Genomic DNA, 15,457 nt, shown 5'->3' with positions numbered 1-15,457 from the left:
GAGCCTGATGGACCTGTCCTTCACCCCCGAGCAGAGCGCCTTCCGCGACGAGGTCCGCGCGTGGATCCGGGAGGCCATGCCTCCGCGCATCCGCGAGAAAGCGGCCGTCGACGGGCATTTCGAGCACGATGAGATCATGGAGTGGCACCGCATCCTCCACGGGAAGGGATGGGTCGCGCCCCATTGGCCCGCGGAATGGGGCGGCGCCAAGCTCGACGTCACGCGCCGCTTCATCCTGACGGAGGAGCTCGAGCTCGCCGGCGCCCCGGCGCTCTCCCCGTTCGGCCTCATGATGGTCGGCCCGCTCATTCTCCAGTTCGGCAGCGACGCGCAGCGGAAGCGCTTCTTGCCGAAGATCCTCGCGGGCGAGGAGGTCTGGTGCCAGGGGTATTCGGAGCCGAACGCCGGCAGCGACCTCGCCTCGCTCAAGCTCTCGGCCGAGCCCGACGGCAAGGGCAACTACGTGCTCAATGGGCAAAAGACCTGGACGACGTACGCGCAGTACGCCGACTGGATCTTCGTACTCACGCGGACCGACAAGACCGCGAAGAAACAATCGGGCATCAGCTTTTTCCTCGTCGACATGAAGACGCCCGGCGTCACGGCGCGGCCCACGCTCACGATCGCGGGGACGCCGGCGTTTTGCGACACGTTCTTCGAGAACGTCGTCGTCCCCGCGGAGAACCTCGTCGGCCCGCTGCACGGCGGCTGGACGCTGGCGAAGGCGCTGCTCGGCCACGAGCGCACGTACATCGCGGCGGTGGGGCTCTCGACGCGGACCTTGCGGCGCGTGAAGCAGATCGCGGCGGCGACGAAGGAGCGGGGCGTGCCGCTGATCGACGTGCCGGCGTGGCGCGCGCGGATCGCCCGGATGGAGATCGAGCTTTGGGCGCTCAAGATGGCGAACTACCGGGCCATTGCGTCGGCCGAGCTCGGCCACGCGCCGGGGCCCGAGTCGAGCATCTTGAAGATCCGCGGCAGCGAGATCATGCAGCAGATGTACGAGCTCGCGATGGACGTGATGGGGCACGATGCGCTCTCCTGGCACAACTCGCCGGGCACGATCCCCGAGGCCGAGGCCTCGGTCCCCCCGCAGTTCAATTACGCGCGCGCGGCCAGCATCTATGGCGGCAGCAACGAGATCCAGAAGAACGTCATCGCCAAAGCCATCCTCGGCCTGCCGAGCTGACGGGGATTCGCCATGAATTTCGACCTCACGCCGGACCAGAAGCTCCTCGAAAGCACCATGGCCTCCTTCCTCAAGAAGGAGTCCCCGGTGAGCCGATTCCGTGCCCTGCGGGAAGACCCCGTCGGCTATAGCAAATCACTCTGGAAGACGATGGCCGAGCTCGGCTGGATCGGGCTCGCGTTCCCCGAATCCGCGGGCGGACTCGGCGGCTCGTTCGTGGACGTCGCGATTTTGCTCGAACAATTCGGCGCGGGCCTCGTCCCCGAGCCCTTTGTCGCGTCCGTGCTCGCCGCGGGCACGGCGATCCTGCGCGCGGGCAGCGCAGAGCAACACGAGGCGTACCTCGCGCCGCTCATCGCCGGGGACACGACCCTCGCCCTCGCCTGGGCCGAGCGCGGCGGCCGGTATGACCCGACCTGGGTCGAGACGACGGCCACGAAACAGGGCGACGCCTACGTGCTCCAGGGCGAGAAGATTTTCGTCCAGAATGGCCACGCGGCGGATGTCCTCGTCGTCTCGGCCCGCACCGCGGGCACTCCGGGCGATACCGACGGCATCTCCCTCTTCGTGCTCCCGCGGGAGACCGAGGGCCTGCGCGTCACGCCGGTGAACACGATGGATGGGCAAAAAGCCGCCACGATCACGCTTGCCGGCGTGGTCGTTCCGGCGTCGAGCCGGCTCGGGGCCGAGGGCGCGGCGGCGCCCGTGCTCGACGAAATCATGGATCTCGGCGCGGCGGCGGCGTGCGCGGAGGGGCTCGGTGTCATGCGCGCCTCCCTCGCGATGACCGTCGACTACTTGAAGACGCGCGAGCAATTCGGCGTGAAGATCGGCACGTTCCAGGCCTTGCAGCACCGCGCGGTCGACATGTTCATCCGCACCGAGCTCGCGAAGAGCACCTCGATCCTCGCGAGCGTCAAGGTCTCGGACCCCGATCCGGCCGAGCGCCGCTTCGCCGTCAGCGCGGCCAAGGTGGAGCTTGCCATTTGCGGCCGCTACGTCACGCAACAAGCCATCCAGCTCCACGGCGGAATCGGCATCACGGACGAGCACGATATCGGGCTCTATTTCAAGCGCATGCACGTCCTGAACGCCCTCTTCGGCGACGAGGAGCACCACCTCGCCCGATTCGGCGCGCAACCCGCGTTCTGAACCCTCCGTCGCGCCTCGGCGCGTTTTGCGCACGCCCCGGGTGCTGAATTCAGGATTGGCCCGAGGGTCCGAACGTGTTCCGGACGCGTATCGTGATGCATTCACCGGGGGGTGATCATGACGGACGTCTTTGTCTCGGGGGGCCGAGGCCCTGATCAACCGAAGATTGATTCTCGTGTCGAGTTCGGCGTCGGCGGCGTGCCCATGTCGTTCGACTTGCCGAAGGGCATGTTGTCTTGTGCCGGCCATGCGTCCGTGCTCATGTGGACAGAGACCACCATTTCCGGCCTCATGCTCGGCCTCTCGCGGATGGTGGGCGTCGAGCGATTCAACCTCGCGCTGCAGAGCGGCGGGCGCGACAGCGTCGACGGGGATTGGGCGCACATCATCACGTTCCCCACGTTCGAGGAGGGGTTTGCCTCGCTCGCGGTCATCGCGGCGGCGGCGGGCTGGGGGTTGTGGGAGATCGTCTCGCTGGATCGCGAGCGCGAGATCGGGCGATTCCGCTGCACGAATGGCTGGGAGGCCATGTACCAGCGCGCGCTCTCCGTGTGCTGGGGCTCGGGCATGATGGGCGGCAAGTTCTCCGGCCTCTGCGCGCGCCTCTTTGGTTCGAATTGCTGGGCGCAGCAGATCTCGTTCCAGTCCCGCGGCGACGAGGCGGACGAGTTCATCGTGCGGCCCTCGGATCGCACCGTGGAGGGCGATCTGGAGCGCCTCCTCGCGGCGGACGCGGCCACGCGGGCGGATCTCGCGGTCGCGCTGGAGCGGCTCCGCCAGGAGGTCGAGGAGCGCCGCGTGACGGAGGACGCGCTGCGCCGGACCGAAAAAGAGAATGCCTTCCTGATCGAGCAGCAGGCGCGGACGATCGCGGCGCTCTCGACCCCAATCATCCAGGTATGGGAGGGCATCTTGACGTTGCCGATCGTCGGGCAGGTGAGCGGGGCGCGCGCGACGACGATCATGCAGGCGCTCCTCCACGAGATCGTCCAGCGCAGCGCGCATTTCGCGATCCTCGATTTGACGGGCGTCGACACGCTCGACGCCGAGACGGCCGACCACCTCCTGCGTATCGTGCGCGCCGCGGAGCTGCTCGGGGCGCGCGCGATCGTCAGCGGCATCCGGCCGCGCGTCGCGCAGACCATCGTGGAGCTCGGGGTTGATCTTTCGGGGCTGACGACGGTCGCCGACCTCGAAGAGGGCCTGAAGACGGCGCTCCGTTCGATGGGCGTGCGCGCGCCGAGCCCGATCCAGGCCTCTTCGCAGCGGTAAAACCTCGTGGTAGCGTACGTCTCGTATGGACCCGATCCGAGACACCGCCGAGAAGCGTGACCTGCGCGAGCGGGCGCGAGCGTTTTTCCAGGACAACCGTCCGTCCGACCCGGGCTTCAAGCTTCCGCAGACGTTTCTGGAGGTCGAGTCCGAAGAGCAATTCCTGTGGCTCAAGGCCTGGCAAAAGCAGGTGTATGGCGCGGGGCTGCTCGGCGTCGAGTGGCCGACGGCGTATGGCGGAAAGGGGATGCCGTCCGGGTCGCAGCGTGTCGTGGCCGAGGAGATGGGGCGCGCCGGCGTGCCGTTCATCGTGAATCGCATCGGCCTCGACTGGGCGGGGCCGACGATCCTCGCGGTGGGTACGGAGGAGCAGAAGCAACGCTACCTGCGGAACATCCTCTCTTGCGACGAGGTGTGGTGCCAGGGCTTCAGCGAGCCGGGCGCCGGCAGTGATCTCGCGAGCCTGCGCACGAGCGCCGTCCGGAACGGCGACCATTACATCGTCAATGGCCACAAGGTGTGGACGACGCAGGCGCTCTGGGCCGATTTCATGATCCTGCTCGCGCGCACGGACACGAGCGCGCCGAAGCACGCGGGGATCAGCTATTTCCTGTTCCCCATGAAATCGAAGGGCGTGTCGGTGCGGCCGCTCGTGAAGATGACGGGCGAGGGCGGCTTCAACCAGGTGCTCTTCGAGGACGTCCTTGTCCCGGCCTCGTGTTTGCTCGCCGGGGAAGGGGACGGGTGGCGCCTCGCGGTCATGACGCTCGCGTTCGAGCGCGGCGCGTCGGAAGGAAGCGCGACGGGCGGTGCGCTCGCGGCGGGCGGTGAAGTCGCGCGTCTCGTCGCGCTGGCCAAAGAAGTTTCTCGGGATGGTCGCCCCGCGAGCGAGGATCCCGTGATGCGGGATCGCATTGCAGAGCTTGCGATCGAAGAGGAGGCGCTGCTCGCGTCGGCGCTCCGGGCGCGTGTGCCCGGGCTCGTCGAGGAGCGCCCGCTCGCGCTCCCGTTCCTGAGCAAACTCGTGTCGACCGAGTTCGGGCAGCGGGCGGCGGCGGTCGGCCAGGAGCTCGAGGGGCCGCTCGCGCAATACGCATTCGGCGCGGAGCGCGCGGCGGACGGCGGCCATTTTCAGCGGGCGTACATGAACAGCTTCGGCTTCACCATCGGCGGCGGGACGAGCGAGATTCAACGGAACCTGGTGGGCGAGCGGATCCTCGGCCTTCCGAAGAGCACCTGAGGAGAGGGACCATGCAAAGCACCGCTCGGATCCCCGACGATTTCGGGTATGGCGAGGAGCAGGCGCTCCTCCGGCGCGAAGCAAAGAAGCTGCTCGAGAGCTCCTGCAAGACGGAGGACGTGCGGCGATGGATGGAGACGCCCGCGGGCTTCGACGAGGGGCTGTGGGCGCGGGCGGCCGAGGCGGGCTGGCTCGGCCTCGTGGTGCCCGCGGCGCACGGCGGGAGCGAGATGTCGATGACGAGCCTCGCCGTCCTGATGGAGGAAATGGGCCGCGTGGTCCTGCCCTTGCCGGTTGTCGGGACGCTCTTCGCGACGCTCGTCCTAAAGGAGGCGGCGAGCGAGGAGGCGAAGGCGCGTTTTCTCCCGCGTATCGCGGAGGGCAAGCTCCGCGCGGCCGTGGGATCGGAGGAGCGGCGCGGGGGCTGGGCGTATACACACGTCGAGGCCACGGCGCGCCGCGAGGGAGAGCGGATCCTGCTCTCGGGCGAGAAGGAGCTCGTCGTGGACGCGCCGAGCGCAGAGCTCGTGCTCGTGACGGCGACCGAGCCCGAGGGGCCGAGCCTGTTCGCCCTGCCGGCCGCGTCGCCGGGCGTGACGGTGTCACCCGACAAACTCGTCGATGCGACGCGGCGGAGCGGGGCTGTGCGGTTCGAGGACGTGGCGGTGCGCGACGCGGATCGAATCGGGGCGAGAGGCGCGGCGGTGTCGATCCTCGGCCGGGTGATGCCGCGAATGTGGACGGCGCTCGCGGCGGAGATGGTGGGCGGCGCGGATCGGCTGCTCGGCATGACGACCGAATACGCGAAGATCCGGCAGCAATTCGGCCGGCCGATCGGCGCGTTCCAGGCCGTGAAGTTCCCGCTCGTCGAGATGCTCGCCCGGATCGAGCTCTCGCGCTCGCTCGTGTATCGCGCGGCCGCGGCGATCGATCACGCGCCCGCGCAAGCGGAGAAGCTCGCGCGGATGGCGAAGGCGCACGCGTCCGACACGTACACGTTCGCGGCGGCGAAGGCCGTGCAGCTCCACGGCGGCATCGGTTTTACCTGGGAGTGCGACGTCCAGCTTTATTTCAAGCGCGCCCAGTGGAGCCGCGCGGCGTTCGGGGACACCGCGCATCACCGGAGGCGGATCGCGGAGATGGTGATCGACGGCTAGGAGGTGCTTTTGTCCGAGGACGGCTTTCGATTGTTGGAGACGCGCGTCGGCTTCTCCGCGTCCGAGCGGTGGCGGAGGCGCGCGCGCGTCGTCATGATCGGCAGCCTCGTCGGCTCGCTGCTCTGCGCCGTGCTGGGGTTTGCCCTGACGAGCGCCTTCTCGTGGGGCATGCTCGTCGGCCTGGTCGTCGCGGGCGGCGCGGCGATCGTCGCCGGCAATCCATCACGCCGGCGCGGCGATTCCTCGCCGGGATCGCTGTCGATCGAGGGCGAGACGATCGTGGTGCGCGCCGAGCGCGAGGGGGAGCGCTCGTTCCAGCTCAGCGAGGTCGCCGAAGGCTGGCTGGAGGCGCCGGGCCGCGTGGTCTTGCGCCTGCAAGATGGGTTCGACGTCGCGGTCGACGTGCCCGACGACGAGACGGGCCATCGAATGCTGGAGGCCGCGGGCGTGGCGGCGTCCGCGCGCGTGATGCGCGTCGCGCTCGCCAGCGCCGCGTCACGCGTGCCGTGGGGGGAGATCCTGGGCGTGACCGGCATGCTTTTCACCACGCCGCTCACCGTGCTTTTCGTGGCGGTCCTCCTGGCGAGTTCGTTCGAAGGAGGCCCGATGAACCCGATCGTCCTCTTCGCGTTCGTGCTCCTCCCATCCATGGGACTCTTCGGGCTCGTCGCGGCCCTCTTTCGATTCATGCGCAGCCGGGAGGTCGTGGTCGGCACCGACGGCGTGGTGTTTCACGGCTACTTCGGCCCGCGCTTCATCCCGTACACGGAAATCGAGAACGTGCGCCGCCATTCTCACGGCGTCTTGCTCGGGCTGCGCCGCAACGAGAAGTTCCTCCTGCCCGTGCGCGCCGCGGTCCTGAGCAGCATGCCGCTCACGCCGCCGCCCCGCGTAGCCCGGACGGCGGCCGCCGTGCTCGACGAGAACCTCGTGCGGCGCGAGATCCTCTTCCGGCGCATCGAGGAGGCCCGCGCCGCGCGTGGGCAGAGCAGCGTCGTGCGGCTCGACCTGGAAAAGCTCGATCAGCGGGACAAACCTTTTTCCGTGTGGCTCGACGAGATGCGCCGCCTGCTCGCGGAGCGCGGCGGGTATCGCGAAAGCCGCATCGTGCCCGAGGATCTCGCGGTGGTCGTGGAGGACCCCGGCGCCGCGCCCGAGCGCCGCATCGGCGCGGCGATCGCGCTCTCGCAGTCGAATGACGAGGGCACGAAGCGGCGCATCCGCATCGCCGTGGAGGCGTGTGCCGACCTGGAGCTGCGCGCGGCGCTGGAGGAGGCGGCGCACGGCGAGATCATCCAGGCGCGCGTGGAGAAGCTCCGGCACCGGTTCCGCGATTGAAGACGCTCGAAGCCGTCCGCTTTCTCGTTCGTATACCCGTTGCTAAGGATGTCCCATGACCCTCTCCGCTCCCGTTCTCGTTCGCCCGGCGAAGCCCGAGGATGTTTCGGCCCTCGGCCGCATGGGCGCGGCGCTCGTCCGGTTTCATCATTCGCTCGATTCGCTCCGGTTTTTCGCCATGGGCGACGAGCGAGGATACGGGGCCTTCCTCGCGAGCGAGCTCGGCCGGCAGGGCTCGGTCGTGCTCGTGGCCGAGGCCCGGGGCGAGGACGGCGCGGCGCAGGTGATCGGGTATACCTGGGGGCGCCTCGAAAAGCGCGACTGGACGATGCTGCTCGACGCTTGCGGCGCCCTGCACGACATTTACGTGGAGCCGGAGGCGCGGCGGCTCGGCGCGGGGCGCGCGCTCTGCGTGGGGATGATTCAGAGGTTATCGGAGCTCGGCGCGCCGCGCGTCGTGCTCGCGACGGCTACGAAGAACGAGGCGGCGCAGAAGCTGTTTGCGTCGCTCGGGTTTCGCGCGACGATGATCGAGATGACGCGCGAGCGATCGTCGGAATGAACCGCCGCGCCCCGAGGCCGGGAGGAGCGAGCCCCGGGGCGCGGCGTAAGGCTCTCAGAACCCGCAGTAGCCGTAGGGCTGGGCCGGCTGGGGCAGGGCGACGGAGGAGACGAGGGTCTCGGGGCTGTTCACGTCGCTCGCGGTCACGCCGCCGTACGAGATGGCGTACACGTAATCGTCGATGAACACGCCGCGGCGAACGTCGACGCCGTAGTAGCCATTGCAGTAGCCGTACGGATCGGCCTGGAAGAAGGTCGTGTGGTCGATCGAGCCGCGCTTCTGGATGCCGGCGTCGAGCGTCACGTTGAAGAGCTCGAGCGAGCTCTTCATCTCACCCGTGTTCGGGTTCCAGCCGCTGAAGGGGAACGCGAGCAGGTTCTTCGGGGCATACCAGTTGAACGCCTTGTGGTTGTACGCCGCCTCGGAATAACCCGACTCCGAGCCCGAGAACGCGTACTTGTGCATCAGCGCCGGCGCCGTCGCATTCGTCACGTCGAAGACCTGGAGCGCGAGGCCGAGGATCTGGCCTTCATTCGTGGCGTCCTGGCCGATCGTGAGCAGGTGGTTCTCGTCGATCGGGTGCATGTACTCGCTGAAGCCCGGGATCTTGAGCTCGGAGAGGACGGCCGGTGCTGCGGGCGTCGAGAGGTCGATCACGAAGAGCGGGTCGACCTGGCGGAACGTCACGACATACCCGCGATTGCCGATGAACCGCGTCGAATAGATCTGCTCGCCGGGGGCGAGGTCCGTGACGGCGCCGACCTGCACGAGCGCGCCCTCGCTCTCGCCGAGGACGTAGACGCTGTTCGAGCTCGTCCAGTCCGTCTGCGAGGCGAGCTGCCGCGTCGTCGCAATGCGGAGCAGGCCGTCCTTCTCGTCGAGCGAGAACTGGTTCTTCACGTAGCCGGGCACCGCGCCCGTCGCGACGTAGGCCGGCTGCGCCGGGTTCGTCGCGAGGTCGAACTTGTGCACGAACGTCTCGCTGGTGTCGACCGCCTCGACGGGCAGGCTCCAGTTGAGCCCCGGGTCCTTCCAGGCCTGCGCCGCCAGGTAAAGGGAGTCCGCGTTCGAATACACGGTGTGCACGGCGCCGACGATGCTCGTCTCGGCGAGGGGCGCCTGGAGGTTGTCGAGGGCGAACGACTCGACCTGCACGAGGCCGTACGCCGTGGAGCCCTGGGTGGGCACGTAATAGGAGCTGCAGCTCGGCGCGATGGACGACACGGTGCCGTTGCTCTTCTCGAAGCGGTAGGGCAGCCAGTCGTTGATCGTCGAGCCGTAAATCGCGAGCGCGTTCTTGAAGCGGAGGTCCTCGAACGCCGCCGTCCACTCCTCGACCGTCTGCGGGTTGCTATCGCCGAGGTCGGGGTAATAGCTCAGCCCGGGGCCGTGCTGGCCGCCGGAGAGCACCGTGCGCACGTGCTTGTCCACGCGGCGCGAGGAGGCGTAGTTGCCCTCGAAATAGACCTCCTTCTGCACGCCCGTCGTCTGCCCGGCGTCGAGGCCGAGGACCGTGATCTTCGTGAGCGGCGCGTAGTACGGGTTGTAATACCCGTCGTACGCCACGCCGCCGCCGTAATAATCATAATACGGCGAGCGCGGCTCCACGCCCGCGTCCGTGTAGAGCTGCGTGCCGTCGACCTGCGAGTAGATGACGAGCTGGTCGTCGGTCACGAACATTTCGATCGGGTTGCCCTCGATCGCCGTGGTCGTGTTGATCGCGAGATCCGAAGCGGGGAAGGACTTCAGGACCTGGAGGCTCTGCCCGTGGAGGAGGTAGAGGTAATTGCCGTCCGTCTTGAGGATGTCGGCCTCGTCGACGCCCGCGACCTGCGTGTTCGTCTCCGAATGCTCGGGGGGCGTGCCCGATCCGTCGCCGCCGTTCGACCCGCCGCCGCTGCCCGAGCTGCCGCCCGATCCGCCGGTGCCGGGGGCCGGGGAGGGGGGGACTTCGCCGCCCGAGCCCACCGAGACCGAGCCGCCGTCCTCCCAGCCGTAATCGGGGTAGCCCCAGTAGCCGCCGTTGGCCTCGATCTCGGCGATGATCGCGTCGATCTGCGCGTTCATCTTCGCGATGGCGTCTTGCTTGAGCATCTGCTCGAGATCAGCGCAGCTCTGGGCTTGTTGCAGCGTGCCGCGCGCCTCCGCCGTCGTCGGCGTGCGCACGTCAGTCGTGCCGCTGCAGCCATAACCGGCCGCGGTGAGGGGGAGCAGCGAAGCGAAGAGCCACCAGGCGGAGCGAGCGTGTTTGATCATGCCGGTCCTTTGAGCAAGCGGCGGGCCATCGAGCGCTCGGCCTCCGCCCCTCGAATTTCCTCACGAAATGCGGCTGTGCCGTGGTGCCGAAGTGTGCCATCGAGGCGCCCCTGCCAGGAGGGACCGGGGACGGCGTGGCACAGGCGGCATCTGTTGAGGAGGGGCGGCGAGCGCAGTAGGGTGTGCCGCATGCGAGTCGTCACCGTCCCTTGTTTGAGCGACAACTATGCGTATCTCGTGGCCGACGAGGGGCGGCGCGAGGCCGTGGTCGTGGATCCCTCGGAGGCGGAGCCCGTGCTCGCAGCCCTCGCGCGCGAGGGGCTGGAACTCGTGGCCATCCTGAACACGCATCACCACTGGGACCACGTGGGCGCGAACGAGGCGCTCCGTGGTCGCTTCGGCGACCTGCCCGTCTACGGCCACGCGAGTGATCTGGCGCAGGGGCGGGTTCCGGGGCAGACGGTCGGGGTCGAGGAGGGGACGCCGTTCGAGGCGGCAGGTCTCACGTTTCGGCCGATTCACGTGCCCGGACACACGTTGGGCGCGGTCGCGTACGTCGTGAACGACGCCGTGTTCACCGGAGACACGATGTTCGTCGCGGGGTGCGGGCGGCTCTTCGAAGGCACACCGGCGATGATGTATGCCTCTTTGTGCCAGAAGCTCGGTCGGCTCCCGGACGAGACGAAGCTCTATTGCGGGCACGAGTACACCGTGAGCAACCTGCGATTCGCCGCGTTCGCCGAGCCCGACAACGAGGACGTGAAGCGCGCGTTGATGATGGCCCAGGAGAAACGCAGCCACGGCGAGCCCACGGTGCCGTCCACGATGGCGGAGGAGCACCGGACGAATCCGTTTTTGCGCGTGGATGCGCCGAGCCTGCGGGCGAAGTTTGGCGGGACGGGCGGGGCCGAGACGCTCGGGAAGGTGCGAGCGGCGAAGGACGGGTTTCGCTAGGTGGACGGCGGCTGCGGGGCCTCGCGCAGGCCACCGAGGACGGCGTCGACGAGCTCTTGCGCGACGCCGATCCCGCCCTCGCGCAGGGCGTGCGCGTGTGTGATCGCCTGAGCGCGGTGCACGGGGTTCTCGTCGAGCCTGTGCCGGAGTTGCCGGACGTCCGTCTCCTCGATCAGGTATTGCGCGAAGAAACGGTGCACGGCGTTCCGAGGTTCGGCGGCGAGGAGCTGATCCAGGACGAGCACGTCCGAGAGGCCATCGTCGTACTCGCCGCTCGGCGTCACCGAGCGCGCGATGGGCGCGAGCCGGATGCGGAGGCATCGGTTTTTGGTGCGCGTGAACGGGAGCGGGCCATTCCCTCGGGCACGCGGGCGAGCGCCCTCCTTCGCAGGTTCTTCGCCGAGGCGAAAATGGTAGGTCGTCACGTCCTCCAGAATCACGATTCCCGCGGCATTGAGGGTCGCGACCATCTCCGCGAATTCGATGTCGCCCGCCGATACCCGATACCCGCCCTCGTTCGCCGGGTAGGGCGAGAGCGGCGCGACCACGCGCGCCTGCCCCGAGAGCCAGACGAGCTTGCCCCACAGCGCCGCCCCCGAGCCGCCCGCATGCCGCTCCTTGCCACCCACCGAATACGAGAGGGTCGACCCGCCCCCGAGCCCTTTGCGCAAGGTCCCGAGCGAGCCGACGAGCCCCGCGCCGCCGACGGCGAGCAGCAGCAAGGCGAGCCCGCCGCAAGCGAGCAGCACCCAGACGCGGCGCTCGCCGTCGTAATAAGGCCCGATGAGGATGAAGAGCCCGAGGCAGAAGAGGGCCCCGAAGAGCGCGACGCCGAACGTCGCGCCTCCCCAGCCCTGCTTGTCGACGTGGAACGAGCGCGTCCGGTCGCAAGGCGGCTCGCCGCAGACAGGGCAAACGACGTCGTTCGGGGTGCGCTCGCCGCACGTGAGGCAATGGGCGAGCGCCTCGTCGGGCACGCCCCGCGCCTTGCCGCTCGCGCCGGAGAGGGTGTTTATGCCGCTCACCAGCGTCCCCACGCCGATGGAGCCGAGGAGCAACACGATGGATCCTTTGATGAGGACGGCGAGGACCGGATGCCCTTGGATGGGCGCCGAGAGCATGCCGAACGCGAGCGCAAGGCAAAAGAGCGCGAGCGCAAACCAGAGGATCGCGCCGAGATATCGGGAGCGCGTGCCGAGATCGAAGTCGTCCTGCACGAGGCGAGCTTACCAGCGAAAGGCGCGGCCGCGCCACCCTCGTCGCAGGCTCACCCCTTTACCCACAGCCGCAGGAACGGAATGCCGCGCGTCTCCTCCGGCATGTATACGAATCCTGGGGGGATCGCGCCGCCGAATCCGTGGAACGTCACGACACACGTGCCGCGCCGGGCCCGCGCGAGCGCGGCCTCGACCCGGACAGCGTCCTCGGAGGCGCGCTGCTCGGAGAGCGGGATCGTTCGGTCGACCCATTGCGAGGGCGCGAAGGTGCCCTCCTCGAAGGGGTTGAACAGGTAGAACCCGTCGTACGCGTCGAAATTGATCTCGTCGAGCGTGCCGTGGATCAAGGTGACACGCGGAATGGCATACGTCGCGAGCATCTCCCGGCCGGCCGTGACGAGGCCCTCGCGCTGCTCGATGCCCGAAAGCTCGAGGGCCGTCGTGATCGCCGCGACGACGCAGAATTTCCCCATGCCGGCGCCGATGTCGAGCACGCGGCGCGCGCCGTGCTTCGCGAACAGGGCCGCGGCGTGGCGGGCCACGTGGACCGGCGTCCAGTATCGATTCGAGAGTTTGCGGATGCGCTCGGGGTAGAGGCGGTCGAAGGCGAGGTCGGAGACGATGCGGCCCGCGGCGAGATCCGCGAGCAAGGCCCTGCGCGCTTCGTCGCGGGAGGTCGAGCCGGACGCGCGGGACGTCACCCGAGCGCCCTTTCTACGAGACGTCGCCCGCGTCGCCTGCCTGCGTGGGGCGCGGAGACGAAGCCCGTGCCGCGCGCGTCGCGCGTTTTTCGACCTTCGGCGGCGGGACCGGCTTCTTGCCGAACTGACGCTGGAACGCGAGGACGATGCACACGACGCCGAGCAGCCCGCAGGCGAGCGCGGCCGCGATCTTCGCCCACTCCGGCGCTTTGATCCCGTACGCCATGCCGGCGACGTTGAAGAGCGCGAAGCCTCCCATGAGCAGGATCCACGGGTTCGGTTGATTCATGATCGTGGTGCTTCCTCGGTGGCTCGTCGCCGGCGCCCGAAGGTAAGACCACGGCGCGGGGTTGTCTACACCTCGACCACGCGCAGGAGCACCTCTTCGGCGTCGGGCGACGTTTCGCCGCGCGCCGCCTCGGCGAGGATGCGCACGGAGGATCCGTCGTGCGCGAGGATGTGCGAGCGTCCGTCGAAGTGGCTGTCGAAGACCCGGCCGAGGAGCTGCGCGGTCACGCCGTAGCGGACGGTACGGAGCGGGGCGCTTTCCATCTGCGCGAAGAGGCCCTCGTCGAGCCATTGCTGTTTGCGGTTCAAATGTCCGTCCATCCCGCCGAAGGTCCACGGCGTCTCCCACGGCCAGAAATTCGCGGCGGGGTGGGCGACGACGCTGCACCCGTGTGCATCGTAATGAGGGAGCAGGGGGCAGAAGTCGGGCTCGCGGGCCGTGTGTGGGACGGCGAATCCGTCGTAACAGATGAGCGTGCCGACCTGGCCGAACGGCGTGGAGAACGGCATGAGCTCGCCGCGCCGGCCCGGCGAGAGGCCGAGCGTGTCCTCGACCGTGGGGACGAGGTTCACCTTGCGGGCGACGGAGACGTGCCGCCCCGCGGGATTGAAGGTGTACGAGGTGTTGTAGACACGCCCGCCGGCGGGCGAAAACGAATCGGCGAGGTCGCCGTGCGCATTGCGAGGCAAGAGCGCGCTGCCGGCCACGGTCCACGCCTCGTAGCGCCGCGCGAATCGCGCGAAGGCCTCGCGATAGAGGCGCTGCACGTCGGGGGCGACCGCGAGGAGAAAGCCGATACTCGTGCGGGCCGTCTTGCCGCGGAGCATCGCGGACGCCATGCGAAAGGGCGAGCGGATCGCGACCTTCGTGAGCGCCTCGTCGACGGTGCGCGCGCCGCGGACGGCGTCGAGCCGGCCGGCGAGCGGCAAGAAGGCGCCGATCATTTCGGGGAAGACGGCGAGGCAAGGGTGCTCGTAAGCGCCGTTCGCGCGTCGCGCCCGCGCGTTCGCGAGTTTTTCGCCGATGCGATCCAGCATCGCGTCGAAGGCCTCGGCGGACGCGTATTCCTCGGGCGTGACGTGGACCTGGCAAGCCGCGAGCTCGGCCTTCACGAAGGCCCCTTGTCGCGCTCCACGCGGAAGGCAGGCACGCCCTTCGGCACGAGGATCGCGTTCGACGCGCGATACCCGCCGGGCGCATCCGGATCCACCTCGCGTTCGAGCGCGCCGAAGACACGCACCCGATCGCCCGGACGAACCACGACCTCGTCCACCGTGTCGTACGGGAATGCATCGAGGCCCTCGTCCTCGGGGTCGTCCTCGGGCGAGATCGTCTGGACGAACTCTTCGAGGGGCCGCGCGTCCGAGCGATCGACCCGCTTCTTCGGGCCTTCGAGGCGGATGCGGCCCCCGGGCACGCGCAGGAGGGTGCCGTCGTCGAGCTTCACCTCGAAGCCCGAGGTCTCGGCGTCGTGCAGCATGAGGTCGGTCCCGAGGAAACGCTCGTTGCGGAGATCGAGGGCCCAGGCGACGCACTCCTTGCCCGTCGCGGGCGCGAGCATGTTGGTTTGTCCGAGCACGACGCCGCTGGGCCCGGCCCTGCGCCCGAGCGAGGGAGGCTTCGTGAGCCCGCCGTTCGGCCGAGGCCGGTTCTGGTAGGCGCGGATGGCCTCGACGATCTTGGCGATGATCCAGTAGAGCAAGGCGCCGGCCGCCGCGATGAGCGCGATCACGGCGACGACAACGATGAACTCGCCCTCGAGCGCGACGCCGCCGCAGTCGCCGCAGCCGCTGCACCCCTCGAAGATCGTGCCTGCGCCGAGCGAGGTGCCGCCGGCCTTCGCGAGCTGTTTGGCGCGCCTTCGCACGGACGGCGGGCCCCACACCTCGGTGCGCAGCGCGTTGCGCCCGGTGGGGGTCTCGATCGAGGTCACGCGGTGCTTGGGGCCGCCGTCACACGTCTCTTTCGGGCCGAGGAGCGTGCGGCAGTCGATGCAAACGCGGACGCGAGGAAAGGCGGCGCGCGGGGCGAGCGCCGTCGATGGGCTGCCCTTGGGCGCCGTGAGGGACGTGGACGACATCGAGGCGCATCGTACTACGGCGTCACGCCGTGGCACCGTCCGAGTCGCAT

Annotated in this window: 14 protein-coding genes; 8 read left to right on the top strand and 6 right to left on the bottom strand. The window is 68.8% G+C overall.

Annotation, left to right across the window (positions count from 1 at the left end; translation table 11 throughout):
- The first annotated feature begins 7 nt into the window (after positions 1-7).
- The 7 genes from QHF89_RS21400 to QHF89_RS21370 all read left to right on the top strand — a co-directional run bounded on the left by QHF89_RS21400 (position 8) and on the right by QHF89_RS21370 (position 7,910).
- A complete protein-coding gene (locus tag QHF89_RS21400; protein ID WP_136969891.1) occupies positions 8-1,189 on the top strand; it encodes an acyl-CoA dehydrogenase family protein in 1,182 nt (393 codons plus the stop codon).
- 12 nt (positions 1,190-1,201) lie between these two features.
- On the top strand, positions 1,202-2,341 hold the full coding sequence (locus tag QHF89_RS21395) for an acyl-CoA dehydrogenase family protein (RefSeq protein ID WP_136969892.1): 1,140 nt from the start codon (positions 1,202-1,204) through the stop codon (positions 2,339-2,341).
- Positions 2,342-2,458: 117 nt separating this feature from the next.
- Positions 2,459-3,613, top strand: a complete 1,155-nt coding sequence (locus tag QHF89_RS21390) for an STAS domain-containing protein (protein ID WP_284720760.1) — start codon at positions 2,459-2,461, stop codon at positions 3,611-3,613.
- A gap of 25 nt (positions 3,614-3,638) precedes the next feature.
- A complete protein-coding gene (locus QHF89_RS21385; RefSeq protein ID WP_136969893.1) occupies positions 3,639-4,853 on the top strand; it encodes an acyl-CoA dehydrogenase family protein in 1,215 nt (404 codons plus the stop codon).
- Positions 4,854-4,864: 11 nt separating this feature from the next.
- On the top strand, positions 4,865-6,010 hold the full coding sequence (locus QHF89_RS21380; RefSeq protein WP_136969894.1) for an acyl-CoA dehydrogenase family protein: 1,146 nt from the start codon (positions 4,865-4,867) through the stop codon (positions 6,008-6,010).
- Between the two features lie 9 nt (positions 6,011-6,019).
- Positions 6,020-7,348 carry a hypothetical protein gene (locus tag QHF89_RS21375; RefSeq protein WP_136969895.1) on the top strand — a complete coding sequence of 443 codons (1,329 nt, stop codon included), beginning with the start codon at positions 6,020-6,022 and terminating at the stop codon, positions 7,346-7,348.
- Between the two features lie 55 nt (positions 7,349-7,403).
- Positions 7,404-7,910 carry a GNAT family N-acetyltransferase gene (locus tag QHF89_RS21370; RefSeq protein WP_136930963.1) on the top strand — a complete coding sequence of 169 codons (507 nt, stop codon included), beginning with the start codon at positions 7,404-7,406 and terminating at the stop codon, positions 7,908-7,910.
- A gap of 54 nt (positions 7,911-7,964) precedes the next feature.
- Here QHF89_RS21370 and QHF89_RS21365 read toward each other — a convergent pair whose 3' ends face one another.
- The gene (locus tag QHF89_RS21365) at positions 7,965-10,166 is read right to left on the bottom strand and encodes a beta-propeller domain-containing protein (protein WP_136969896.1); all 2,202 of its coding nucleotides are present in this window, start codon (positions 10,164-10,166) and stop codon (positions 7,965-7,967) included.
- Between the two features lie 189 nt (positions 10,167-10,355).
- Here QHF89_RS21365 and gloB point away from each other — a divergent pair, with 189 nt between their 5' ends.
- Positions 10,356-11,120: a hydroxyacylglutathione hydrolase gene (gene gloB, locus QHF89_RS21360; RefSeq protein WP_136969897.1), complete on the top strand. Its 765-nt coding sequence runs from the start codon at positions 10,356-10,358 to the stop codon at positions 11,118-11,120.
- Here the strand turns inward: gloB and QHF89_RS21355 are convergent.
- The 5 genes from QHF89_RS21355 to QHF89_RS21335 all read right to left on the bottom strand — a co-directional run bounded on the left by QHF89_RS21355 (position 11,117) and on the right by QHF89_RS21335 (position 15,407).
- Positions 11,117-12,337, bottom strand: coding sequence for a hypothetical protein (locus tag QHF89_RS21355; RefSeq protein WP_136969898.1), 1,221 nt, complete (start codon positions 12,335-12,337; stop codon positions 11,117-11,119). The genes gloB and QHF89_RS21355 overlap by 4 nt on opposite strands.
- A 50-nt stretch (positions 12,338-12,387) precedes the next feature.
- Positions 12,388-13,038: a class I SAM-dependent methyltransferase gene (locus QHF89_RS21350; RefSeq protein ID WP_136969899.1), complete on the bottom strand. Its 651-nt coding sequence runs from the start codon at positions 13,036-13,038 to the stop codon at positions 12,388-12,390.
- A 13-nt stretch (positions 13,039-13,051) separates the two neighbouring features.
- Complete coding sequence (locus tag QHF89_RS21345; protein WP_136930958.1) at positions 13,052-13,327, bottom strand: hypothetical protein; 276 nt, start codon at positions 13,325-13,327, stop codon at positions 13,052-13,054.
- A gap of 65 nt (positions 13,328-13,392) precedes the next feature.
- Entirely contained in the window at positions 13,393-14,439 is a 1,047-nt protein-coding gene (locus tag QHF89_RS21340; RefSeq protein WP_136969900.1) for a nitrilase-related carbon-nitrogen hydrolase, read from the bottom strand.
- The gene (locus tag QHF89_RS21335) at positions 14,436-15,407 is read right to left on the bottom strand and encodes a hypothetical protein (RefSeq protein WP_136969901.1); all 972 of its coding nucleotides are present in this window, start codon (positions 15,405-15,407) and stop codon (positions 14,436-14,438) included. The genes QHF89_RS21340 and QHF89_RS21335 overlap by 4 nt, the downstream gene beginning before the upstream one ends.
- Positions 15,408-15,457: the final 50 nt, after the last annotated feature.

It is taken from the genome of Polyangium sorediatum (assembly GCF_029946465.1).
GTDB lineage: Bacteria > Myxococcota_A > Polyangia > Polyangiales > Polyangiaceae > Polyangium > Polyangium fumosum.
Note: the sequence above shows the minus strand (reverse complement) of the source record. Positions and strands in the feature narration are given on the sequence as shown.